Below are 24,152 nucleotides of genomic sequence, written 5' to 3'. Positions count from 1 at the left end.
GTGCCCATGATCGAAATCACGTGGCTTGGGCATGGCACGTTCCAATGGAAGCTGGATAGCGGCGAAGTCGTGGTGATCGACCCCTGGGTACAGGGCAACCCGTCGTTTCCCACGGGTTTTGAGTTCGAGCGAATCGACACCATGCTCGTGACACACGGGCACTTCGACCACATCGCCGATGCTGTGCCCCTCGCCCGGAAACACAAGCCGAAGGTGATCTCGAACTACGAGATCTGTCGCTGGCTGGAATCGAAAGGGGTAGAGAACGCCTGCGGCATGAACAAGGGCGGCTCGCAGGAAGCCGGGCCGCTGCGTGTGACGATGACCCATGCCGTGCACTCGTGCGGAATCAGCGACGAAGGCAAGATTCTGTATGGCGGTGATGCGGCGGGCTTCGTGGTCACGTTGCCCGATGCCCGGCGAGTCTATTTCGCGGGCGATACAGCGGTGTTCTCGGACATGGCCCTGATCGCCGAGATCTACGAGCCGGAATTGGCTTTCCTGCCGATCGGGGATCTATTCACCATGGGACCGAAAGAGGCGGCGGTGGCGTGCCGCCTGGTGAAGGCGAAGAAAGTGATCCCGATGCATTTCGGGACCTTCCCCCCACTGATCGGGCGGCCGGCGGACCTGGCGGAGCTGATTCAGGGCCACGTAGACGCGGAGATCTGGCCGCTGGAAATTGGCGTCGCCGCGGAGTGGTAAGCGGCTAGGGTAGAAGGATGCTTTCGCGCCGTACGCTGCTCACCGCGCCTGCCTTCCTGCAGGGCCTGTCCCGTTCCAAACCGAATCTACTGCTGTTGATGAGCGACCAACATAGAGCGGATTGGATGGGCTGCGACGGCAATGCGGCGGTGAGCACGCCCAATCTGGACGCACTGGCCGGCGAGGGCGTCCGCTTCCGGCACGCCTTTTCCTCTACGCCCACCTGTACTCCAGCGCGCGCCGGATTGTTGACGGGGATGTCGCCCTGGCGCCACGGCATGTTGGGCTATGGGCAGGTGGCACGGCAGTATCCGGTGGAAGGTCCGCGCGTGCTGCGCGACGCCGGCTACTACACGACCGGCATCGGCAAGATGCACTGGACGCCGCAGCGCAACCTGCACGGGTTCCATCAGACCCTGCTCGACGAGAGCGGCCGCGTGGAATCGCCGGACTTCAAAAGCGACTACCGCGCCTGGTTTGCCTCCGAGGCTCCGAATCTCGATCCCGATGCCACAGCGATCGGTTGGAATGACAACACGGCGAAACCGTACGTCCTGCCGGAGCGCCTGCATCCAACGACGTGGACGGCGGACTGCGCGGTGCGCTTTCTGGAGTCGTACCAGAGGCCGCAGCCGTTTTTCCTGAAAGTCAGCTTTGCGAGGCCTCACAGCCCCTACGACCCGCCGCAGCGCCATTGGGACCGCTATGCCGAGGCGCGCCTGCCCGAAGCCGTGGCGGGGCAATGGGCCGCCGGGAACAAGCCGCGCAATTCGAATCGCGATGACATCTGGCATGGAGACGTCGGTCGCGAGTTGACACGGCGTGCGCGCGTCGGCTATTCCGGATCGGTCTCGTTCATGGACGAGCAGCTCGGCCGGGTGACCGAAGCGCTGCGGAAGCGCGGCTGGCTGGACGAGACGCTGATTGTTTACCTCAGCGATCACGGAGACATGACCGGCGATCACTACTTATGGCGCAAGTCGTATGCGTACCAGGCATCGGCGCGCATCCCGATGATCGTTCGTGGTCCGGGCGCCGCCAAAGGCACAGTCAGCGACGTGCCGGTGGAGATCCGCGATGTCTTGCCGACTTTACTCGCAGCGGGAGGGGTGTCCGTGCCGGCGGCCAGCGACGGGCAGAACATGCTGCAGGCTAAACGCCAGTGGATCGACCTGGAGCACGACGTCTGCTACGACAAAACGAATCATTGGACGGCCTTGACCGATGGGCGTTGGAAGTACATCTACCACGCCTTCGACGGCCGCGAGCAGTTGTTCGACCTGGTGAGCGATCCGCACGAGCTGAGGGAGTCGCCGGATGCGGATGCCCTGCGGCTGTGGCGCGGTAGGATGACGGCCCACCTGGAACCGCGCGGCGAGAAGTGGGTGCAGGGCGGCAAGCTCGTGCCCCGCCCCGCCAGTATGCTGTATTCGCCGAACTACCCGACCACGGCCTCTTCATCCACAGCGGCGGCCGAGAAATAGGCACAGTCCGGGTGGTGGAAGACGAGGGCGCTCACCGACGCCTCGGGCTCCATCATCATCCCCTCGGTCAACTGGACGCCGATCTCCTCAGGCTGCAGCAGGCGGAACAGTTCCTGCTGGTCGTCGAGGTTCGGACAGGCCGGGTAGCCGAAGCTGTAGCGCTTGCCGCGGTAGCGCGACGTGAACCGCTCATGCATCGTTAGCGTGGGAGGATCCGGCGCACCCCAGTCTTCGCGCAGCCGGCGGTGCAGCCACTCGGCCGTAGCTTCGGCGGTCTCGATAGCCAGGGCCTGTAAGCCGTGGGCCATGAAGAACTCACCCTTAGCCTTCGCGGCCTCGGAGTGTTCCCGAACGCCGGCCCCGGCGGTGACCACAAACATGGCCATGTGGTCGCGGCGGCCGTTCTCGTCGGGATCCAGAATGTAGTCGCTCAGGCACAGGCCGGCGGGCTTGTTCTGGCGGGCGAAGTGGAAAGTGTGCAGCGGCTGGGTGGCGCCAGGCTCGAAGAGCTGGATATCATTGCCGGCTCGTTCCGCCTCGAAGAAGCGCCACACGGCGCGGATCTTCATGAAGCCCAGGGCCGCCTGCCTGACCTCCTCCATGTCGTGGAAGAGCGAGAGAGCCTTCTCTTCGCGATCGTGCAGCGCCTTCTCGAAATTGCCCTTGTAGCCGAGATGGCGGCCATAGAGCATGAAGGGATTGATGTACGACCAGACTTCCGAGAGTTGCGGCACGTCGCGCACCTTGCGGTCGAGGTAGGGCGCCGGCGGGATGGGGATGTCCGTGCGGACCTTGGACGAGCGTTCGGTGCCGAGTGAGAACTTCTCCTCGACGGGGCTCGCAGCGGCCGGCAGTGCGACGGGCACGGTGAACGTATGGGAAGTCAGGGAACTGTCGCGAGTCTCCGGATCCATGATCTCGTTCATGAGGCGCAGGCCGGTCATGGCGTCCTTGGCATAGAACGTGGGCGCCGAGTAGGCCGGGCCAATCTTGCCGTTGGTATAGCGCTCGCTCAGCGCGGCTCCGCCCACCAGCAACGGTACGTTGACTCCGGCGTTCCTGAGATCCTCGCCGGTGATCACCATCTGCTGGGCCGACTTCACCAGCAGGCCGGAAAGCCCGATGGCGTCGGGCTGGTGCTGCTTGAAGGCCTTGATGAGCTCTTCCGGTGGAACCTTGATGCCGAGGTTCACGACGTTATAGCCGTTGTTGGACAGAATGATCTCGACCAGGTTCTTCCCGATGTCGTGGACGTCGCCCTTCACGGTGGCGAGCACGATTTTGCCGCGCGCCGCTGTGTCGGCTTTCTCCATGTACTGCTCGAGGTGGCTGACCGCGGTCTTCATCGCCTCAGCCGATTGCAGCACCTCGGCCACGATGAGTTCGTTGTTGTTGAACAGGCGCCCGACCTCGGCCATGCCCGCCATCAGCGGCCCGTTGATGATATCGAGCGGCGCCATGCCTTCAGCGCGCTTGCGCTCCAGGTCTTCCACCAGCCCGTCTTTCGTGCCTTCGATGATGTAGTTGCCTAGGCGTTCGTCCAGCGGCAGTTCGGCCGCGACCTTCTTCACGCGGGCCTGGGCTCCACGGAAATGCTCACTGATCACCGCAATGTTGTGCTGGTTGACGGCGATCTTCTCTTCCCGCGACTGCTCACGCCAGTCCTCCGAGACACCCGGCATGGATGCTGGCGGCGTATTGAACAGCAGGGCCTCGGCCAGGCGGCGCTCCTCCACCGGGATCGAAGCGAAGCGCTCCAGCTTCTCGGCGTTGACGATGGCGAGATCAAGGCCCGCCTTGGTGGCGTAATACAGGAAGACCGAGTTGACGATTTCACGAGCTGATCCGGGTAGACCGAAGGAGACGTTGGAGACGCCCAGTACAGTCTTGACGAACGGGATCTTCTCCTTGATCAGCCGCAGCCCTTCGATGGTCTCCACGGCGCCGCCGATGTAGTTCTCATCGCCCGTGGCGCAGGGAAAGACCAGCGGGTCGATGATGATGTCTTCCGGCGGAATGCCGTACTTGGTCGTCAGCAGGTCGACACTGCGCTGGGCCACGGCCAGCTTGCGCTCACGGCGGAATGCCTGCGCCTCCACCGGATCCTCATCGATGGTGCCGACCACCAATGACGCGCCGTAAGCCTTCGCAATCGGGCAGATGCGCTCGAACTTCTCTTCGCCATCCTCCAGGTTGATGGAGTTGATAATCGACTTGCCCTGGCAGTAAGTGAGCGACAGCTCCACCGCCTTGGGGTCTGTCGTGTCGATCATGATCGGCGCTTTGATCTTGCGGATCAGCTTGTCGTAGAACACCGGGATGTCGGTGATCTCTTCGCGGTCGGACGACTGCAGGCAGACGTCGATGATGTGGGCGCCGTTGCGCACCTGGCGGCGCGCGATGTCAGTGGCTTCTTCCCACTGCTCGGCCGCGACCAGGTTCTTGAACAGGCGGCTGCCAATGACGTTGGTGCGTTCACCGACAATCAGCGGACGGTTGGAGTCGTCGGCCTCCACCATCTCGACGCCCGAGAAATAGGCGCGATGCGTAGGCTGGGCAGGCCCGCGGGGCTGTTTGGTCTGGACCATCTGCGAGATGGCCTGGATATGTTCCGGCGTCGTGCCGCAGCAGCCGCCAATGATGTTCAGCCAGCCGTGATCGACGAACTTCTCCAACTGGCTGGCGAGCGAAGTGGGCGTGGTGTCGTACTTCCCATCTTCATTCGGCAGGCCGGCATTGGGATAACAGGAGACGCGAGTGTTAGAGAGTTCATGGATGGTGCGGATATGGTCCGTCATGAACTCCGGGCCGGTGGCGCAATTCAGGCCGACGGCGAGCAGGTCTGCATGCGCGATGGAAGTGTAAAACGCGTCGGCCGTCTGGCCGGCCAGCATCGTGCCCATCGGCTCGATGGTGCCCGAGACGACCACCGGGATGCGCCGCCCCAGCTCTTTCGAAAGCTGGTCGATGGCCAGCAGCGCGGCCTTGATGGTACGTGTGTCGTTGCAGGTCTCCACCAGCAGCAGATCCGCGCCGCCTTCCACCAGTCCCTTGGACTGCAGGTAGTAGCCGTCGCGCAGTTGCTGGAAGGTGACGCCGCCCGAAACCGAGATGGCGCGCGTCGTGGGGCCGATGGAGCCGGCCACAAACCGCAGTCGGCCGGGCTGGTCGTATTCAGCGGCAGCTTCACGAGCCAGGCGCGCCGCCAGCGTATTGACTTCCAAGCACTTATCTTCGATGCCGAACTCAGCCAGGGTGATCAGGTGCCCGCCGAAGGAGTTGGTCTCAACGATATCCGAGCCGGCGGTGTAATACGCACGATGGACGTCCTTGATCCACTCCGGGCGGGTGAAGAGGATGTTCTCCGAACAGTTCTCAAACTTCGAGCCGCCCCAATCCTCCATAGTGGGATTGCGCTGCTGGATCATAGTGCCCATGGCCCCGTCGAGTACGAGGATGCGGGTGGCTAGGGCGTCTAGTAGAGCCTGTTGGCGGTCTTGCCAGTTATTCATTCGGGGATGTATCTATTCTATCGCATGTGATTGAAAGCACCCGGCGTGAGGCGCTTCCGGATTGGGTCGCCAGCTTCTACAATCAGGAATGCATCCGCCGGTCGAAGGTGGAGATTGAATCTTTCATGTGGAAACTTTGCTTCGCGGTACTCATTCTGCTGTTCTTACCGGCTGTCGGCTGCAAGCGTGCGCCCGACGCCGCTGCACCCAGTCCTCTGGTTTTCGTCTCCAGGAAGTTCGACAAATCGGTCCCCGGCTGCGGGGATAAACAGAAACGCGAGGAGGCCTGCGTCACCTTCCGAGTCTCGTGGGTGGAAGCCAGCAGCGCCGCCTCGGACGAAGTGAAGACGAAAATCAACGCGGCAATCCTGGCCGCGCTCCAGCCCAAGGAGGCCCCCCGCGGGTTTGACGCGGAGGCCGCCGAGGTGGCGCAGGACTACGACCGGTTCCACAAGGAATTCGACGACAGCGCCATCACCTATTTCATCCGCCGCACGGCCGATATCCTGATGAGCAACGCCACCATGTTGAGCCTCGAGATCACAGAAGAGGAGTTCCGCGGCGGCGCGCATCCGGAATCGCGCCGCACTTACCTCAACCTGAATCCCGCGAATGGCCAGGATGTGTTCCTCAAGGACCTGGTCCGCGATGGATCCATGCAGAAATTGACCGAACTGGCCGAGAAACGCTTCCGCGGTGAACGGGAGGTTCCGGAAGGGAAGAAGTTGTCGGAGGCGGGCTTCACTTTCGCCGACGATAAATTCGCCCTCAGCAAAACCTGGGGCGTTTCCCCGCGCGGCCTGGTGATTCACTACAACGCGTATGAGATTGCGCCTTACGCAGTCGGGCCGACGACGATCATGCTGCCCTGGAACGATATCCGGCCCCTGATCCGGAAAGAGGCTGGCATCCTGCCCCCGTCCTCCTAATCTGCGCGCGTTCGGATTAGACTGGAATGCAGCTTTATGGAACTCACGGACTCCGCTCCTCCTCCTCCCAGCTCTGAAATGCGCCGGTTGACCGGCGTCTGTTTTGAGCCAGGAGCCGTATTCACCGATATCGCCAACAATGGCCGCTGGTGGGTGGCCTGGCTGATTATCGCTGTACTGATCTCCGCCTTCACCACGCTGATGGTGAACCGCATCGGCTACGACCGCATGATCACAAAGGCGTTCGAGACCAATTCCCGCATGCAGGAGATGCCGGCGGACCAGAAGGAAAAGGCCTACGAAATGCAGCGCAAGATGATGCCGATCTTCGTGCGCATCATGCCGCCGGTAGGCCTGCTGGTCGTCATGCTGGTAGCGGCCGGGGCTCTGTTGTTTGTCTTCAATTTCATGCTGGATGCGGGACTGAAGTTTAAACAGGTGCTGAACCTGCACGCCTATGCGGGCATCCCACCTGCAATTGTCTCGACGGCAGCCACAATTCTCGTGTTGTACCTGAAGCCGCCGGACGATTTCGATATGCAGAATCCGCTGGCCTTCAATCTCGGCGCATTTCTGCCGGAGAGCACCGCCAAGTGGCTGCACAGCTTGGCTTCCTCGCTCGACCTCTTCACCTTCTGGCAGATTGCCCTGCTGGCTGTCGGCTTCTCGACGGTGTGCGGCGCCAAGCGGATGCCCTTCAGCAAAGCGCTGATCGGGGTGATCATACCGTGGCTGGCCTACGTGCTCGCCAAGGCCACCTGGGCCGCAATGTTCGGGTAGAGAACGCTTTCATCAGCCAGAGGACGAGCTCCGCCTTCCGGGCTACACTGGAAGCAGACGCATGCAACTGGTGATTTTCGACCTGGACGGCACGCTGGTCGACTCCGTTCAGGATCTGTGCAATTCCGTAAACGCTACCCGCACCTATATGGGCATGGAGCAATTGCCCATGGAACTGGTGGCCTCGTATGTCGGCAACGGCGCGCCCATCCTCATCCGCAGGGCCATGGGACCTGGCGCTTCCGAGGCCAAAGTCGAAGAGGCCTTGGCCTATTTTCTCGGGTACTATCGCGAACACATGCTCGATCACACCCGGCCCTATCCCGGTGTGGTGGAGGCGCTGGAGCAGATCCACGAACAGGGCTCGCGCATGGCCGTCCTCACCAATAAACCCGAGCGCTTTTCCCGCGACATGTGCACGGGGCTCGGCTTCGGCAAGTACTTCTTCCAGGTGTACGGCGGCAACAGCTTTGAACAGAAGAAGCCAGACCCCATCGGCATTCACACGTTGGCCAAAGAGTGCGGCGCTCACCTGTCGGGCACCTGGATGATTGGTGACTCTTCGACGGATATTCTCACGGCCCGCAATGCCGGCGTCCGCTGCGCCGGCGTCACCTATGGCATCAGTCCGGAATCGCTCAAGGCTACGCCGCCTGACTATCTGATGGATTCCATGCTGGAACTCCCAGCCCTCCTGACCGCCAAAGCCTGACCTGTGGCGCGCCTGCGGGAGCACACACGCGCGCCGGCCCATCCAGTCCGCCTCTCGTCATCCCGCGCAGACGGAAACGCACTGGATTCCTCCAATCAATGACGGTCCGTGCCTAAGACCCGCCACCCGCCAATTCCACTACAGCCCAATTCCCTTTCAGCCTCATTCCGCGGGTGTGATTCAATGGACCTCGTGCGCCTTGCCACTCTCCTCATGCTCTCTGCTTCCCTGCCCCTGGCCGCGGCCGACCGCGCGCAATCCCGATCCATTGTCTATTCCCAGGACGGGATTGTCTCCACCAGCCACGTTCTCGCGTCGCAGGCGGGAGCCCAGGCTCTGGCCCGGGGCGGCAACGCAGTGGACGCCGCCATTGCAGCCAACGCTGTGCTGGGTGTCGTGGAACCGATGATGTGCGGCATCGGCGGCGATTTCTTCATGCTCTATTGGGAGGCGAAAACCGGCAAGCTCTACGGCCTGAATTCCTCGGGCTGGGCGCCGCAGGGCCTTTCGCCCGCCTTTCTCGCCTCAAAGGGCATCACCGCGATGCCGAAGGCAGGCATCCACACCATTACCGTGCCCGGAGCGGTAGAAGGCTGGTCCAAGGCCCATGCCCGCTTTGGCCAACTTGCGTGGAAAGAACTGTTCCCCGCCGCAATTCACTACGCCAACGACGGGCATCCCGTCCATGAAGTGATCCACGCCGTCTGGTCCGACGCACGCCTGAAAACCACACCCGAAGCCGCACGCGTCTTCCTGCCCAACGGCCATGCTCCGGCGGCCGGCGATGTCTTCAAGAATCCGGAACTGGGCGCCGCGCTGAAGCTGATTGCCGAACAGGGCCGCGACGCCTTCTACAAGGGGGAGATCGCCCGCAAGCTGCTGGCCGGTTCCCGCAAGCTGGGCGGCACCATGACGGAGGCCGACCTCGCCGAGTTCGCGGCCGAATGGGTGGAACCGATCTCCACCACCTACCGCGGCTGGCGCGTCTACGAACTGCCGCCCAACGGCCAGGGCATGGCGGCGTTGATGATGCTCAACATCATGGAAGTTCTGGGGCACGACTGGCACGCGAAGATTGAGGCCATGAAGCTGTCCTACGCCGACGTGATGGCCTATAACGCCGATCCGCGCTTCGCCAAAGTGCCGGTGAAAGGTTTGCTCGACAAGGCTTACGCCGCCCAGCGGGCCAAGCTGATCGATCCGGCCAAGGCCCAGTGCAACGCGGTCTCCGGCCAGCCGTTCGGCAGCGACACCACCTATTTGTCCGTCGTCGACAAGGACGGCAACATCGCGTCGTGGATCCAGAGCATCTATTCGGGCTGGGGCTCCGGCGTGGTGATGGAGGGCCTGGGTTTCCCGCTGCAGAACCGCGGCGGCGGCTTTGTGCTCGACCCGAAACACCCCAACGTGCTGGCCCCTCGCAAGCGCCCGTTCCACACCATCATTCCCGCCTTCATGGAGAAGGGCGACGTCCACATCGGCTTCGGCATCATGGGCGGCCCCAACCAGCCCCTGGCGCATGCCCAGTTTGTCTCGAACCTGGTGGACGAGGGGATGAATATCCAGATGGCGCTGGAGTCGCCGCGCTTCACCAAGGACGGGCCGTCGGGCTGCGATGTCCAGATTGAGAACCGAGTGCCTGCAGCCGCGCAGCAGCAACTCACAAGCAAGGGCCACAAACTCGCCGTGCGCGGACCCTACTCGACGAACATGGGCCGCGGCGCGGTGGTCCTCTACAACGCGAAAACGAAGGTAAAACAGGCGGCGGCCGATCCACGCTCCGATGGCGCGGCGATTCCCGAACCGGTCCGCTAAAAATGAGGAGCCGGCGCGCCACGCACGCCTCGTGGCGTACTTGGTGCTCCGGCTCCCAGTGGGAGAGAGAACTTTACTGCGCGCCCCGCCTTAGCCGAGGAAGCCGAGGTTGCGCGTCGTGAAGTTCTTCAGGTTGGGGAAGACCAGATTCAGGGCCGTGTCGTCGAGCCCGAACCAACGCGCCATGGTGGCTCCGTACTGGTCGAGCGAAGTGCTGGGCAGCAGCGCGCCGCGTGAGCCGGAATCATTCGGCCCGCCCAACGCCATCACCGGGAATTGGCCGTACAGGTCGCCGCCCTGCACACCACCGCCCATCACCACGTGGTGGCTGCCCCAGCCGTGATCACTGCCCTGTCCGCTGGGCTGGAGCGTCCGGCCGAACTCCGATTCAGTGAACGTCGTCACCTGGTCGGCCACGCCCAACTCCTGCGTGGCGAGGTAGAACGCATTCATCGCCGCGCTCAGTTGTTTCAGCAGGTCCCAGTGCTGCCAGCTCTGCGAACCGTGTGTATCGAACCCGCCCAGCGAGCAGAAGAACACCTGCCGCTTCAGTCCTGTCTGGGTGCGCAACTTGATCACTTTCGCCACTTCTTTCAGCTGGTTTCCGAGCTGTGTGCCCGGAAAGACCGTCGCGATGGGGCTGGTGGTCGACGCGCTCTTCAGCATCGCCGAAAGCGCCATCGCGTCCTGGCGTACTTTGTTCGCGGCCTGGACGACAGCCAGTCCACTGTCCATGCTGATCACTTCCTGGAGACCTTGCAGCCGGGCCGCCGCCGCCGTCGAGGGCCAGATGTTCATCCCATACGGCTCCATGTCGAACCCGGGGAGGAAGCTGGCGGATTGCACGTCATTGCCCGCGCAGAAGAGCTGCGGCCCCGACATCGAGATCGATACCGGGAAAGTCGCCGCTCCGTTGATGGCTGTCACCGAGTCGGCCACGCGGCCCGCCCAACCGGTGCCGCCGGAGCCGCTGGGGGTCGCCGTCTGCATCTGCAGCACCTGGTCGGAGTGCGAGAACAGGTTCGAGGGCAAAGGCACCGCGTTTCCCAGGTATTGAGTCCGGGTCGTGGGCTGCACCAGGTTGCCGACATTGGCCACCACGGCCAGCTTCTGCTGCGCCCAAAGTGGATGAATGCCTGCCAGCCCGTCGCTGAGCGCATAGGGCGTGCCGTTCTTCGCCGTCACCGCCAGCAGCTTCGCATCGGTACCCGGCAATGCCAGGGATCCGCGAATCGACTTATAGGCGTTGTACTCCGACGAGACCTGCGGAATCACTGTGTTGTGTCCGTCATTCCCGCCGAACAGGAAGATGCAGACCAGGGCCTTGTAGTCTGTCGCCTGCTGAGCATAGGCATTCATCAGGCCGAAGCGAGCCAGGCCGGCCGCTGAGATCGCGCCGCCCGTGGTGAGCCGCAGGAAGTTTCGCCGTGTCGCTTTTGTGTTTCGTTTCATGTCTGTATTTCCTTTTCGCATCAGTACTGCACGGCAAACTGCCCGCTGAGCGCGGTGAGATAGAGCGCGGTAAGCACCCGCTGGTTGTTGTCCGGCATGGCCACGATGGCGGTCGCCAGGCTGTTCTTCATCGACTGCGGCATGCGGCCGAAAAGCAGCGTGTTGTTCACGGTTTCGATGAGCGTCGGAATGTCGCTGGCGGCATTCTGGAACGGCGCCAGGTTCACCACCACCTCCGAGCCCATCTGGCCGGTAAGGATGAAGTAGAAGAAATTGGCCCGCACCAGTGATTCGGTGGGCCCGTAGATTTGGAACTCGGGCCCAAACAAAGCCGTTTTGGGGATCCGATAGAGCATCGGGTAGAAGCCGAAGACCGATGGCGCTTCCAGCGGGCTCATGCTCTGGTCGACGAACATATAGCTGAACGAGTTCGACTGCGCAACGCTGCCGTTCAGGCTGCGCACAAACTCGGCAAACTGGAAGTGCGGGTCTTTCACGCGGCCCTGGTTCGTCGTAGCCACATCCTGGCGTGCTTCGCTGTCGGTCAGAATCGCCAGCAGCACCGCTTTCAGATCGCCCCGTACGCCCGCGCCATTGTCGTTGAACACTTGCGCAACACGTTCGATGTACGCAGGGCTGGGGTTGCTGGTCACCATGTCGCGGATCAGGCGCGTGGCCACAAACGGGCCGACGTTCGGATGCTGGAAGATGCAATCCAGCGCGGCGTTGGTCTCCACGGCGACAGTCAGGCCCGCGGGGATGGCGCAGCCGCCCACCAGCGTCTTGGCGGTTGTGTCGTGGTTCTGTTCACGCGTCTCCATCGACGCAGCGGAGAAGTTCTCCCAATTTGTGGCCTGCGGCTGGGCGCCCGCGGCCGTGGGATAGGTCCAGCCGGTCAGGGCACGGGCGGTTTGCGCCACCGTGGCCTGGTCGTAGGTCGGAATCGCGTTCCCCTGGCCATCCAGCTTGGTCGAACCATCGGGATTCAATTGCACCAGCCCGATGCTGAACAGCTGCATGATCTCTCGCGGGTAGTTCTCGTTGGCCCCACCGCCCACGCCCGGCTTGGTGGAGTTAGCAAGGTCGAGATACTTGCCCATCTGCGGACTGACGGTGATGTCCCACAGCAACTGCCGGTAGTTGCCGAAGGCGTTCCTGCTGAGGATCTGCCAGTAGGGCGCGATCTCATTGGAGTAGACGTTTTTATTCGAGGAGAGGACGATGATCTTGGCCAGGGCGTTGATCGTGCGCTGCCTCAATTGATCGGGAGCGTGCACCATGCGCCACAGGAACTGGGCGCGATCCTGGCTGACATCGCCGGTGACGGGGATGGTCGTCTCCGGCATGGCCAATTGCTGGGACAGCCAGGCGTTGATGCCCAGCGTCGCCACCGCCTGCGAATCCGCGGCGGACGGTCCAAAAGCAGCCTGCTCCAGCAATCGAGCGCTGCTCAGGTTCACCGGAGGCACCACCACTGTGATCGTGACAGTTGAACTGCCCGATGCCGTCGTCACGGCCACGCTGGTCGCCTTGACGGTCACCGTTGCCGGATTGGGCACGTTTACGGGCGCAGTGTAGAGCCCTGCAGCCGAGATGGTCCCGACGGTCGCATTCCCGCCCGCCACGTTATTGACAGTCCACATCACCGACTGATTGGCGTTGTTGTTCACCACAGCCGTAAACTGGCGCGTGGTCCCAGATTGCACACTGGCCGTGGGTGGCGTCAACGTCACGCTGGTGGCCGGCACTGTCACCGTCACTGTCGCACTGGCGGTCGCCGTGGGCACCGCCACACTCGCCGCTTTCACCGTGACTGCCGCGGGGCTCGGCACGGCCGCGGGTGCCGTGTACAGCCCGCTCGAGGAGATGGTGCCCAGCGTCGAGTTGCCGCCTGCGATGTTGTTCACCGTCCAGGTGACCATCTGGTTCGCGTTGTTGGCCACTGTCGCCGCGAATTGCCGAGTACCGCCTGTCTGGACGCTGGCTGTCGCCGGAGTCATCGTCACGCTGGTCACAGGTTGTGTCAACGTGATGGCAGCGGTGCCGGACACCAACGGGTCCGCCACGCTGGTCGCCTTCACTGTGGCCGTTGCCGGGTTGGGCAGCGCGGAAGGTGCGGTATACACGCCCGCGGAGGTGATCGTGCCCGCCGTTGCACTCCATGTGACGGCCGTGTTCGCCGTCCCGCCTACCGTCGCCGTGAAGGTCCGCGTAGCATTCAAACCCAAACTCGTACTGGCGGGCGAGACGGACACCGTTACGCTCGACAGCGTCACGGTCAGGTTCAGGGGATCGCTGCTCACCGCCCCGGGCGCGGGCTGGGAAACCCGCAATTGCGCGGTTCCCACCATCGAGGCCGGAACATTGCCCGTCACAATCAGCTTGGTGGGCGATACGTAAGTCGCCGTCATCGCCTGATTGTTGATCGTCGCCTTGGTCGTCGGCATGAAGGCCGCGCCGTTCAAGGTGAGCGAAACGGGCCCGGCTGCGAACTTCGAGGGACTGCTGCTCCAGATGTACGGCAGCGGGTAAGTGATCGTCAATTGGGCGGAGCCAACTTTCGCAGGATACGCGGTGCTGGTGGCGGCCACCGTGATCACGTTCGAGGCGGGCGGCACGGTTGGGGCGGTGTACACGCCAGCCGGGGTGATTGTGCCGTAGGTGCTGTTGCCGCCCACGACTCCGTTGATCGACCAGTTTATGGTCGCCGGGGACAGCGGCACATACGCGGTGAGAGTCCGCGTGGTGCCCACCGCGATATTCGCGGGTCCGGGATAAACAGTAATCGTTTGTCCAAGGGCCAGGGGCCCGAATGCCAGAAGGCAAAAAGAGAGAGCTGCAGAGATCCTCACAATTAAGTATGCGAAAACCCGGCACTCGCTTTGCCAGCTACGGCTAAATTAAAAGGACTCAGTGATTTACCTGAGCTTAAGTAAGGCCGATTCAGCGGCTTCCACGCCTTTTTGGATCTCAGGCCTAGCCGCTTCCGGCCCACCGGACGAAGCGGCTAATTTCCAATTCTCGAGTGCGGCCCGCCAGTGTGCCGTCTGTTCGCCTGGAACTTTGATTTTCGGAATGGCATCGGCGTGGCATTTTGCTAATTGCTGATACATGGGCGAAAGATGATCGGGCCAGTTTTTGTTGGTCGGATCATCGACAATCAGGTCCTTGAGCATCTGAATGGCGGTCCGGTTGGGTTCGATGCCCTCCAGGGGACGCCCCATCAGCCGCAATACTTCGCCGATATCGCGCCACGCCTCCAACTGGGAAACCCGCAGATCTTTGTCCTTGGGATCCTCGGCAGCCAGCGCGTTGTATTGCCCCAGCGCCCAGCGGATCTCCTTCAGGCTCAGCTCCAGTTGCGGGATCTCAGCCAGGGCCGCGCCCAGCCGTTTGTGGTTATTGGCGCTGTGCGTGCGGTATTGCCGGCTGGCCGGATTCTTCTTCGCCAGTGCATCGGTGATAGCGACGGAATGACGAAACGCCTCCACCGCCTTGGGCCACTGCTGCTTGTCCTCGTGCCAGCCGCCGATGTAGTTCCAGATCACGCCGACATCCACCTGGGCCTGCAGATTCGTGGGATCGGCCTCCGCCACGGCCTCGATGATGCCGCGCGCCTTCTGCATATGTACAAAGGCTTCGTCCAGATTGCGGAGCTTTCCTGCGCGCGGGGTCGACAGATTGTCGCTGAGGCCCAGGTGATTGAGGAACTCATAGCGCTTGTACACCTGATTCGAAGGATCCTCGGCACTGGCGGCCGCCGCTTGCTGGATCCCCTTCCTGCGCGCATCGATCGAAGCGGGGATGTCACCAGTGAACGAGAGCATGCGCCCCATCTTGTAGTAGGCGAGGCTCAGCTCGGCGCGGCTGCGCGTATCCGGTTTCTCCGCGATCAAAGCCAACATGTTGTCGCGTCCGGCCTGGTAGTGGCGCAGGGCATCCCCCGCGCGGTTCGACTTCTCGTCGAGGTCGCCCAACCGCATGTGGCAGCGGATCCGGGCGACCGTGACCGGCCGGCCCGTCAGCTTCGTTTCTGTCGCCAGCTTCAGGCCTGACTCGTACTCCACCCGGGCCTGAGCCGTCCTGCCGCGCATGTCGTGCATATCGCCGAACTTCAGGTGAATCAGCACCAGGTCATGCAGATCTTGCGCCGTCTCAACAGGCAGGTGCGACCGGAGTTCCATCGCCCGGCGGTAGCTCGCTTCGGCTCCGTCGATATCGCCGATATTCGGAAAGTAGGAGTTGCCTTGAGCATCGCCCACCCGCTCATAAGCGGTGCTCAATTCGCTCAACAACTTGGGATCGGAGGTATGGTTGGCGGCCAGGGCATCCAGGTATTCCAGCGCCGTCTTGACGACCAGGCGCCGCGCCGGCGTGGAGCCCGGCAGAAACTGGATGGCGTCGTGAAAATCAAACAGGAACCGGTTCGCCAGTTGCCGGACCTGCTGGAAACGGCTCTCGGAAATCGCGCGCAGCCGGGCCTGCTCGCGGGCGTTCCGGTCCGCCTGGATCGCCACCAGCGCCAGGCTGCCGACGATCACCGCGGAAGCCGCGACCCCCACCCAGTGCCGCCGCACAAACTTGCCGGCTCTGTACAGAACCGAATCACCTCGAGCCAGCACGGCTTCGCCTTGGAGGTATCGCCGCAAATCAGCGGCCAACTGATCGGCGGATCCGTAGCGGCGGGCGGGTTCCTTGTCCAGACAGTGCAGGACGATGTTTTTCAGATCCGACGGGATCCTGGCCTTGGGCGGATGGACGGGCAGGTCAACAATGCGACGGACGAGCTCCGTCATCGAAAGCCCTTCGGTTTCGTACGGCCGTTCGCCGGATACCAGTTCGTACAGAATCGCACCCAGTGAGTACACATCGGTGGCGGTGGTGATGGGCGCGCCGGTCAACTGCTCCGGGCTGGCGTATTGCGGAGTCATCAGCCCGGCCGGCACTTGGGTTTGTTCCGACCAGTCGGTGGTGAGCAGCTTGGCGATGCCGAAGTCCAGCAGCTTGGGTTCGCCTTCGGTGTTTACCAGGATGTTCTGGGGTTTCAGGTCGCGGTGGACGATCAGGTTCTGGTGGGCGTAAGCCACGCCTTCGCAGACCTTTACGAAGAGCGCCAGGCGGGTCCGCAGCGGTGTTTTTCGCTGTTCGCACCATTCGAGCAGCGGCTGGCCTTCGATGTAGTCGAGAACGAGATAGGGCTGGCCATTCTCCAGCGTGCCGCCGTCCAGCAGCCTCGCCACGTAGGGATGGTCGAGCTGCGCGAGAATCTGGCGTTCGCGCAGGAACAGGGTGTGGGCTTCGATGCCGGAGACTCCGACACGCAGCAGCTTGATCGCGACCCGTTTTTCAAATTGGTCGTCGGCGCGCGTCGCCAGGTAAACCGAACCCATGCCGCCACGGCCCAGCAGACGCTCCACTCGGTAGGCGCCGATCCTCATCCCGGGTTGCACCGCGCCGGCCATTTCCACGGCGGACTCGGCCGCTTCCGCAATGGACGCCCTCAGGCTGGTCTCGCCCCCATCGTCCTGGGCGAGCATGCGGGCCACCTCCGAGCGCATACCGGCGTCTTCGCAGTGCGCGTCCAGCCAGGCATCCCGTTGACATGCAGGCACTTCCAGAGCTTCATGGAACAGCTCTTCAATACGGCGCCAACGTTCGGCAGTCATTGGGCGAGATAAGAGCGCAGCCAGGCCTTGGCGGCCCGGATCTCCCGCGCAATGGTCGACTCGGACAACTCGAGGACAGCCGAGATCTGGGAGGCTTCCAGTCCCCCAAAGTACCGCAATTCCAGGATCTCCGCCTTCCGCTGGTCGAACTCCGCCAACTGGCTGAGGGCTTCGTGGATCCCCAGGACATCCGTGGGTCGGCCGCCGGCCAATTCCTTAGCCTCCTCCAGCGAGACGGGGGGTATGCCGGAACCACGCTTTTGTGCCCGCTGCTCGCGCGCGGCATCCACGAGAATCTGCCGCGTTAGCCGGGCCGCGATCGAGTAGAAATGGGTTCGACTGTCCCATTCCGGTGAATTCCCGGTGGCCAGGCGTAAATAGAGCTCGCTGACGAGTTCGGTGGTGCTGAGCGGTTTGTGGCCGAATTCTCGTTTCAGATGGGCGTGGGCGATGCGTTTGAGTTCGGGGTAGATCAGCGGGACCAGGCGGTGCAGCGCCTTCTGGTCGCCATCTCGCCATTCGTGCAGCAGTTGAGTAAGTTCCGCCGGCTTGACTTCGTGCATCCGCGAATTGTTCCCCGATTGGACGGGCCAGAGGCCTGCCGTATAGGTAATCATCTTCGCGGCCGGGGACAGCGTTGTCAAGTTATCAAAAACACGAAAGGCTCCGGTTGCCCGGAGCCTTTCGATCGCCTGTAAACCGTACAATAATCTACTTTTTGCCCTTGGCCGGAGCGCATTTCACCCAGGCCTTCTTCTTATTGCTTTCGATCACCGCTTCCAGCAGTTGCATGCCGCGCAAACCGTCAGCAAACGTCGGATACTCGATGGGCAGGCTGCGGTCCATCACGCGCGACCAGAAGCGCTTATAGAGCTGCTTGTGCGCGTCGTCGTAGCCTTCGCTGTGCCCGCCGGGGTAGTCGGCATAGCTGGCGGCCTTCGGATAGTACAGGCTGCCGTCTTTCAACAGCAGGCGGTTGGGCACGTTCCGCTCGCCGATCCAGAGCTCGTCGGGCTTCTCCTGGTTCCAGCTGATACTGGCTTTGCTGCCCGCGATCAGCCACTCGAAGCGGTTCTTGCAGCCGGCCGAAACCTGGCTGACCGTATAGGCGCCGCGGCAGTTGTCGCCCAGGTGCAGCATGGCCATGCCGAAGTCTTCCGTGTCGATCTTGACTTCGTTGTAGTCTTCCGGCGTCAGGGTCTTGCCGGCAAAGGTCTCGATGGCTACCTTGGGCTGCTTGCGGGTCTTGTGGATGATCTTGAGGTCGGCGCAGAGGGCGGTAATGGAGAGGCCGGTGACGTGCTGGATCATGTCCATCCAGTGCGATCCAATGTCGCCCATTACACGCAGCGGGCCGTTGTGCTTCCGCAGGATGCGCCAGTTGAAGTCGGTGTCGTACAGCAGCCAGTCCTGGGAGTAGGTGCCCTGGACGACCCGGATCTCCCCGAGGTCGCCGTTGGCGATCATTGCGCGCGCCTGCTGAACGGCCGGGTAGTAGCGCAGGTTATGATTGGTGGCGTGGCAGAGCTTCTTCTTCTCAGCCAGGTCCAGCATTTCCTTGGCTTCCTTGGCGGACATCGCCAGCGGCTTCTCGCACAACACATGCTTGCCGGCGGTAAGGGCATCCTTGGCGACGGGCGCGTGCAGCGCGTTGGGCGTACAGACGTGAACGCCGACAATCTCCGGGTCGGCCAGCAATTCCTTGTAGTTGCCGGTGGCTCGCGGGATGTAGTGCGCGGCGGCGAAGCGATCCGCTTCGTCCTGGGTAATCCCGGCCACGGCCGCCACCTCGACGAACCCCAAACGGCGCAGGTTCTCCACGTGGGTCTTGCCCATGAAGCCGGCGCCAATGACTGCGACTTTGAGTTTGCTCATAAAGTTTTATCCTTGCGAGCCGATAATAGGCTCAAGGTTTAGACCTTCTACACTCTATAACAAGTGCTCCGGGTCCCGTAACATGATCGTTCGCCTTCGCTTCAAACACGCAGCACTGAGACCCGTCACGCCACACCGCGGGCAGGACAGGCCGCATGTGGTCGAGATGCCTTCGCCGGTCGCACCCGCTCCGCCCGGGAATCCCAACCATGTGAGTACACAGGAGATGGCCGGCGGCCTGGCAGCTCTGTTGACGCCCGCGGCGACACTCACTTTCGCCATCGCCTTATGGCGCCTGGGCCAGGATCTCGGCCTGACGAAGAACTTCTTCATCACTGAGGGCCCCTTTTCACACTGGCAGGTATGGGTTGCCCTCACCGGCATGCTGTCCGCGTCCAGCTTCTACCTCAACAGGAAAAGTGAGAGGGCGGCGCGTAGCACCGCCATCAACTGAGGACTACTCCCAATCGCACGATAGAGCAGCCATCCCGATCGGCATTCCGGGCGGGGGCTCCGGCGCCTTCGGCAACTTCATCTGCTTGGGATCCTTCTCAAACGCCGCAATCTCCGTGAGCCCCAGTGCGATATTGGCGCTCCCCGGCCGGGCGGCCAGCCAGGTCTTCAACTTGCGGATTTCCGACAACGCCACGGCCCGCACCTGACCGGAAGCGTCGTCATCCACAGCCAGGTTCATGACGTTCCGTAGCGCCGCATACTGCACGGTATGAAGCACTTCGCCGGCCAGCCCGGGCTTCTCGGGCGCTTTCCACGTGACGCTGAAGAGCCGGTCGAGCACCTCGCCCAAGCCCGGCATGGCTGCATCACGGGCATGGTACTCCACCAGCCGCGCCGCCCGCTGCGGATTCACGACCAATTCGATCGTCATATCGGCGGCGGACTCGGCCGCGGCCACCGGATCGAAGGTCAGCCCAGTCCGATGACGGAATAGTTCGCGTGTCCGGTCGAAACCGGCGGGCCGGGGTGGGATTTGCTGGATCACTGATTCGGGCAGTGTGAGCGCCTCTGGCCGGATGGTGGCCAGCACCGCCTCCAGCGCCCGGCGCTGCTCCGCGGCAGCCACCATCTGCGTGGGCGTCTGTCCATCCCCCCGAAGCGCATAGGAATACCGGAGTCCTGCCACCGACTTCACGGCTGCTTCCACCTGGTAGCGGTGCGACAGGTACAACGTGACCAGCACGTCTTCCAACAACGCCAGCGGGGTGCCGGTGCGCACGTTATTCTCCCCGAACCGGGCCAGCGCCGCGGCGCGGACGCCCATCCAGCGATTCAGCTCATCCACGGCGTTGGCCCCGCTATCCCATAGGTGGGTCTCGGGATGCGCTCCGCCGGCCGGCCGGGCATCCTGGTCCGTCAGGAAGGTCAGGCCGCGCTGCCGGGCGGCGTCGATGATCGCGTTGAGCGCCTTTTTCTCCTCGGTGCCAGGGGCGAACTGGGAGTAGCCCCAGGTAATCGCCACCTTATCCCACTCGCCGATGCCCTTCGCGTAGGCATCGCTGAGATCCGGCTGGCCGTTCTTCAGCGTGACCCACGGATGGGGGTAGTCCATCACGGAGGCGCGGTCGTGTACTGAGGCGATGTAGTTGTGCCCTAGTCCCAACGTGTGGCCGACTTCATGGGCCGACAACTGGCGCAGACGGGCCAGGGACATCTCCAGCATGCGGGGATCGGTCCCTGCCGCGGCGTAAGGAGCCAGCAGCGATTCGGCGATCAGGAAATCCTGCCGGACGCGCAACGAACCCAAAGTCACATGGCCCTTGAGAATCTCACCCGTGCGCGGATCGCTCACGCTGGAGCCGTACGACCACCCGCGTGTCGACCGGTGCACCCACTGGATCACGTTGTAGCGGACGTCCATCGGATCGGCGCCCTCCGGCAGCAATTCCACCCGGAAGGCATTGCGGTAGCCGGCCGCTTCGAAGGCTTGGTTCCACCAGCGGGCGCCTTCCAGCAGGGCACCGCGGATGGGCTCGGGCGCACCGGGGTCCAGGTAGTAGACGATCGGCTTCACGGCCTCGCTGACAGCCGCCGTGGGGTCCTTCTTCTCCAACCTGTGGCGCGGTGTGAAGCGTTTGACCACGGGTTCCGACACCGGGGTGGCGTAGTCGACGTAGGACGCATCGAAGAACCCGGAGCGCGGATCGAACTCGCGCTTCTGGAAACTCAGGTCAGGCAGTTCCACGAAGCTGTGGTGCATCCGCACGGTGATAGCCCCGCCTGACGGCGTAACCGACCGCAGCAGCCGCCCTGCCGGCCCCCCGGTGAAGGTGATGGTGGCCTCCACCTCTGTGTTCCGGGGGAAGTTCTTCGTGCGGGCCAGGTAAAATGCGCTCCGCGATGAGTCCAGTCGATAGTCGCCCTGCTTCTGCGCCTTCAGGGTATCGGCGACCCCGTGCGCGTCGCGCAGGAAGAACGAGGTGGCGTCGACCAGTACCCGGCCATCCTCCTGGACCGCCGCCTCGAAGCCCCAAATCACGCTCTCGGCGAAGCTGTCCCTCACGGCACGGCGTTCCGCCGGATCGCGGGATTCGGCTCGATAGTCGGTGTTCGCGGCGACCAGCAGCACTTTGTTGCCGCTGCGCTCCCAGCGCGCGACGAAGCTGCCGCCGAGCTGGCCGCGATCGAGCCCGATGTCATTGGACCCTATTCCGGCAGGCAGCGACGTGTAGTACAGAAACTCCTGCCCCCAGCGTCCGACTTCCAGCCACAACTTCCCCTCCGCTTCCTGCCAGTAATACGGAACGAAGCCGTCGACGCGCAGATTCTTGGGGACCGCGGGCGGCGCCGCGGCCAAAACGGGGAGCAGAGTGAGGGCCAGAGCGAGGAAGCGCATATTCTCACCACTGTACACTGGTCTTATGCGGATGCTTTCGCTGCCCCTTCTGGCCTTCGCCGCCGTGACGGCCTTCGCGCAGAAGCCCTGCGGCAACACACCGGTTTATTCGCCCTGCGAAATCGTGGTGGAGCTGCCGCCCGCCGTCGCTGCCAAACACCCGAATCCGCCCGCCACCGTTGAGCTCTGGGCCGAGTTCCGCTCGCCGGAATTCAAGACCTACAAGTTCCCGGCCTTCTGGGATGGCGGCCCGAAGATGGTCTTTCGAGTGACACCGGTCGAGGTGGGCAACTACACCTACCGGTTGAGCGGCAACATCGCCGAATTCGAGGGCAAGGAAGACAAGTTCACCTCGGTCGCGAATCCTGACGCCACGGCATTCATCAAGCGCGCCAATGCCCACCACTGGCAGTACACCGAAGCCCTGAAACCGCATCTCTACTTCGGTACCGACTTCACAGACCTGGCCGCGGTGGAAACCCGTGCCAAGCAGAAGTTCACGCACCTGTCGCTGCCGGTTTTCTCGTCGAAGATCGATCCGGCCTTCTACAAGCAGATAGACGAACGCGTGACGGCGATCAACGGCAAGGGCATGGTCGCTGACCTGATCGTGATGCCGACCCCGGCGGACCTCGCCGCGGCCTACACCACTTGGAGCGACCGCGAGCGGTTTCTGCGCTACCTGGCGGGCCGCTACAGCGCCTTCAACATCACCTGGCAGCTCGCCAATGAATGGGAATCTTCGCCCAATGCCCGGCCGATCCTCAAGGAGGTCGGCGTCGCACTGAAAGGCCTGGACCCGTATGGCCATCCGCGATCGTCCCGCTCCGCCGTGACCTCGGCTCCGCTGGGGCCAGACGGTTGGCTGGACTTCGTGATCAACGGCGCTCCGGACCTGACCGTTCCGGCGATTGAACACATCGCCAACACCGTTCCGCAGGTTGTTCTCATCGACGCCGCGCTGCCGGAAGAGGCGTTCCGCAAACGCGTCTGGAACGCCGCCATCAGCGGAGCCTACATCTCCATTACCGGCAATCTCGTGGACGGCTCAGCCAACGCCAAGACGGCAACCGGCTGGTTCGACACCATGTCGCGCACGCGCTTCTGGGACATCGAGCCCTATTTCGACCTCGACGGCGGGCGGGCGATCGCCAATCCGGAAACCGAGTACCTGGTCTATATCGAGCATCCCCAGAAGGTCGAGATGACGGTGGAGAAACACGGCTACGACGTCTACTGGGTGAACCCCTCGACCGGTGAGGCGGTGAAGGAGAAAAAGGACTGGAAGGGTGAACTCTACGAGGGTACGCCGCCCGACGCGACCCGCGACTGGATCCTGCATCTGTCGCGCGACGGCCGCAAGGAGGGCATGCTGAGGAGCTACAAGTTCGAATCGTGGCCCATCCCCGTGCAGGAACCCGAGCGCAGCGCGGTGAAGGCGCCCTTCGAGCTCGTAAACCCGCCCAGCGACATGACGCTGAAGGCGGGCGAGCCCATCAAGTTCGAAATCAAGCTCAAGAAGAAGACGGCCGGTACACGGCGCATGATGTACATGCTGGCGGGGGAGATCGTGCCGGACGGCCAGGGCACGCGCATTCTGGCGACGGGTTCAGACGGAACCCTGGTGGTGCCGGCCGTGATGCTGGCGAAATCAGAAGGCCCGATGAACGTTCGCCTGTATGTCCTGAACGCCCCGGGCAAACTCTATATCCTCGACTATGTGTACACGGTGAAGAAGTAACGCATGCCGCGCATTGTCGCCCTCGATACAGCCTCGGAATTCGGCTCCATCGCACTGCTGGAAGACGGCGCTGTTCTCGAAGAAGTCATCCTCCACTCCCCCGAGGGCTTTGGCCACGTCCTGTTTCCGCAGTTGGACCGCCTGATGCGGCGGCATGGCTGGAAGTATGCCAGCGTGGCCGGCTATGCGGCCGGGTCGGGACCGGGTTCGTTCACGGGCGTGCGTGTAGCGCTGTCCGCCATCAAGGGTCTGGCTGAGGCGACGGGCGTACCGGCCGCGGCGATCTCGAATCTGCAGGCCATGTCGGTCTACGGGACAGCCGCACTGCGGGCGCCGTTCTGCGATGCGCGCCGGGGCGAGATCTACGCGGGTTTGTACAGCAGTGACCAGGAACCAGCCGGCCCCGAATTGGTGACGAAGTTCCAGCCCTGGCGCGAGACTCTTCCGAGCGTGGTGGAGCTGCTAACGCCCGATCCGGCGGTCTTTGGGGTGGAGGCGACGCAGACGCCGCGAGCGCTGGCGGGTGCGATTGGGAAGCTGGCGGCCAGCCGCCTGACCGATCCCATGGCGCTGGATGCGAACTACGTGCGCCGGTCGGATGCGGAATTGAACTGGGTGGATAAGTAGGCG

General features: G+C 63.0%; 16 protein-coding genes. 9 read left to right on the top strand and 7 right to left on the bottom strand.

What is annotated here, in order from left to right; genetic code table 11:
* Positions 1 to 6 precede the first annotated feature (6 nt).
* A complete protein-coding gene (locus tag ACR9Y2_RS32255; protein WP_435045995.1) occupies positions 7 to 705 on the top strand; it encodes a metal-dependent hydrolase in 699 nt (232 codons plus the stop codon).
* 17 nt (positions 706 to 722) lie between these two features.
* Positions 723 to 2,189, top strand: a complete 1,467-nt coding sequence (locus ACR9Y2_RS32250) for an arylsulfatase (protein ID WP_435045994.1) — start codon at positions 723 to 725, stop codon at positions 2,187 to 2,189.
* Here ACR9Y2_RS32250 and metH read toward each other — a convergent pair.
* Positions 2,144 to 5,701, bottom strand: a complete 3,558-nt coding sequence (gene metH, locus ACR9Y2_RS32245) for a methionine synthase (protein WP_435045993.1) — start codon at positions 5,699 to 5,701, stop codon at positions 2,144 to 2,146. The two genes, ACR9Y2_RS32250 and metH, sit on opposite strands and share 46 nt — an antisense overlap.
* Positions 5,702 to 5,826: 125 nt before the next feature.
* Between metH and ACR9Y2_RS32240 the strand changes: the two genes are divergently transcribed.
* The 4 genes from ACR9Y2_RS32240 (at position 5,827) to ggt (ending at position 9,937) form a co-directional block, all read left to right on the top strand.
* A complete protein-coding gene (locus ACR9Y2_RS32240; protein WP_435045992.1) occupies positions 5,827 to 6,630 on the top strand; it encodes a DUF3298 domain-containing protein in 804 nt (267 codons plus the stop codon).
* 36 nt (positions 6,631 to 6,666) lie between these two features.
* Entirely contained in the window at positions 6,667 to 7,410 is a 744-nt protein-coding gene (locus tag ACR9Y2_RS32235) for a YIP1 family protein (protein WP_435045991.1), read from the top strand.
* A 61-nt stretch (positions 7,411 to 7,471) separates the two neighbouring features.
* On the top strand, positions 7,472 to 8,122 hold the full coding sequence (locus tag ACR9Y2_RS32230; protein WP_435045990.1) for an HAD family hydrolase: 651 nt from the start codon (positions 7,472 to 7,474) through the stop codon (positions 8,120 to 8,122).
* 183 nt (positions 8,123 to 8,305) lie between these two features.
* Entirely contained in the window at positions 8,306 to 9,937 is a 1,632-nt protein-coding gene (ggt, locus tag ACR9Y2_RS32225; RefSeq protein ID WP_435045989.1) for a gamma-glutamyltransferase, read from the top strand.
* 90 nt (positions 9,938 to 10,027) lie between these two features.
* On the opposite strand, the gene ACR9Y2_RS32220 is transcribed toward ggt, so the two are convergent.
* The 5 genes from ACR9Y2_RS32220 to ACR9Y2_RS32200 all read right to left on the bottom strand — a co-directional run bounded on the left by ACR9Y2_RS32220 (position 10,028) and on the right by ACR9Y2_RS32200 (position 18,930).
* Positions 10,028 to 11,389, bottom strand: coding sequence for a DUF1501 domain-containing protein (locus ACR9Y2_RS32220; protein WP_435045988.1), 1,362 nt, complete (start codon positions 11,387 to 11,389; stop codon positions 10,028 to 10,030).
* A gap of 20 nt (positions 11,390 to 11,409) precedes the next feature.
* A complete protein-coding gene (locus tag ACR9Y2_RS32215; RefSeq protein WP_435045987.1) occupies positions 11,410 to 14,142 on the bottom strand; it encodes a DUF1800 family protein in 2,733 nt (910 codons plus the stop codon).
* Between the two features lie 165 nt (positions 14,143 to 14,307).
* Positions 14,308 to 17,001 (bottom strand): protein kinase domain-containing protein, encoded by a 2,694-nt coding sequence (locus ACR9Y2_RS32210; RefSeq protein WP_435045986.1) that lies wholly within the window; start codon positions 16,999 to 17,001, stop codon positions 14,308 to 14,310.
* Positions 17,002 to 17,051: 50 nt separating this feature from the next.
* Positions 17,052 to 17,699 carry an ECF-type sigma factor gene (locus ACR9Y2_RS32205; RefSeq protein ID WP_435045985.1) on the bottom strand — a complete coding sequence of 216 codons (648 nt, stop codon included), beginning with the start codon at positions 17,697 to 17,699 and terminating at the stop codon, positions 17,052 to 17,054.
* Between the two features lie 67 nt (positions 17,700 to 17,766).
* Positions 17,767 to 18,930 (bottom strand): Gfo/Idh/MocA family protein, encoded by a 1,164-nt coding sequence (locus ACR9Y2_RS32200; protein ID WP_435045984.1) that lies wholly within the window; start codon positions 18,928 to 18,930, stop codon positions 17,767 to 17,769.
* An 82-nt stretch (positions 18,931 to 19,012) separates the two neighbouring features.
* Between ACR9Y2_RS32200 and ACR9Y2_RS32195 the strand changes: the two genes are divergently transcribed.
* On the top strand, positions 19,013 to 19,384 hold the full coding sequence (locus tag ACR9Y2_RS32195) for a hypothetical protein (protein ID WP_435045983.1): 372 nt from the start codon (positions 19,013 to 19,015) through the stop codon (positions 19,382 to 19,384).
* 3 nt (positions 19,385 to 19,387) lie between these two features.
* Here ACR9Y2_RS32195 and ACR9Y2_RS32190 read toward each other — a convergent pair whose 3' ends face one another.
* Complete coding sequence (locus tag ACR9Y2_RS32190; protein ID WP_435045982.1) at positions 19,388 to 21,781, bottom strand: zinc-dependent metalloprotease; 2,394 nt, start codon at positions 21,779 to 21,781, stop codon at positions 19,388 to 19,390.
* Positions 21,782 to 21,806: 25 nt separating this feature from the next.
* On the opposite strand from ACR9Y2_RS32190, the gene ACR9Y2_RS32185 reads away from it, so the two are divergent.
* Together ACR9Y2_RS32185 and tsaB are read left to right on the top strand one after the other, a co-directional pair.
* A complete protein-coding gene (locus ACR9Y2_RS32185) occupies positions 21,807 to 23,522 on the top strand; it encodes a DUF5060 domain-containing protein (RefSeq protein WP_435045981.1) in 1,716 nt (571 codons plus the stop codon).
* A gap of 3 nt (positions 23,523 to 23,525) precedes the next feature.
* Positions 23,526 to 24,149, top strand: coding sequence for a tRNA (adenosine(37)-N6)-threonylcarbamoyltransferase complex dimerization subunit type 1 TsaB (gene tsaB / locus ACR9Y2_RS32180; RefSeq protein ID WP_435045980.1), 624 nt, complete (start codon positions 23,526 to 23,528; stop codon positions 24,147 to 24,149).
* Positions 24,150 to 24,152: the final 3 nt, after the last annotated feature.

Source organism: Paludibaculum fermentans, from assembly GCF_051172195.1.
Classification (GTDB): Bacteria; Acidobacteriota; Terriglobia; order Bryobacterales; family Bryobacteraceae; genus Paludibaculum; species Paludibaculum fermentans_A.
Note: the sequence above shows the minus strand (reverse complement) of the source record. Positions and strands in the feature narration are given on the sequence as shown.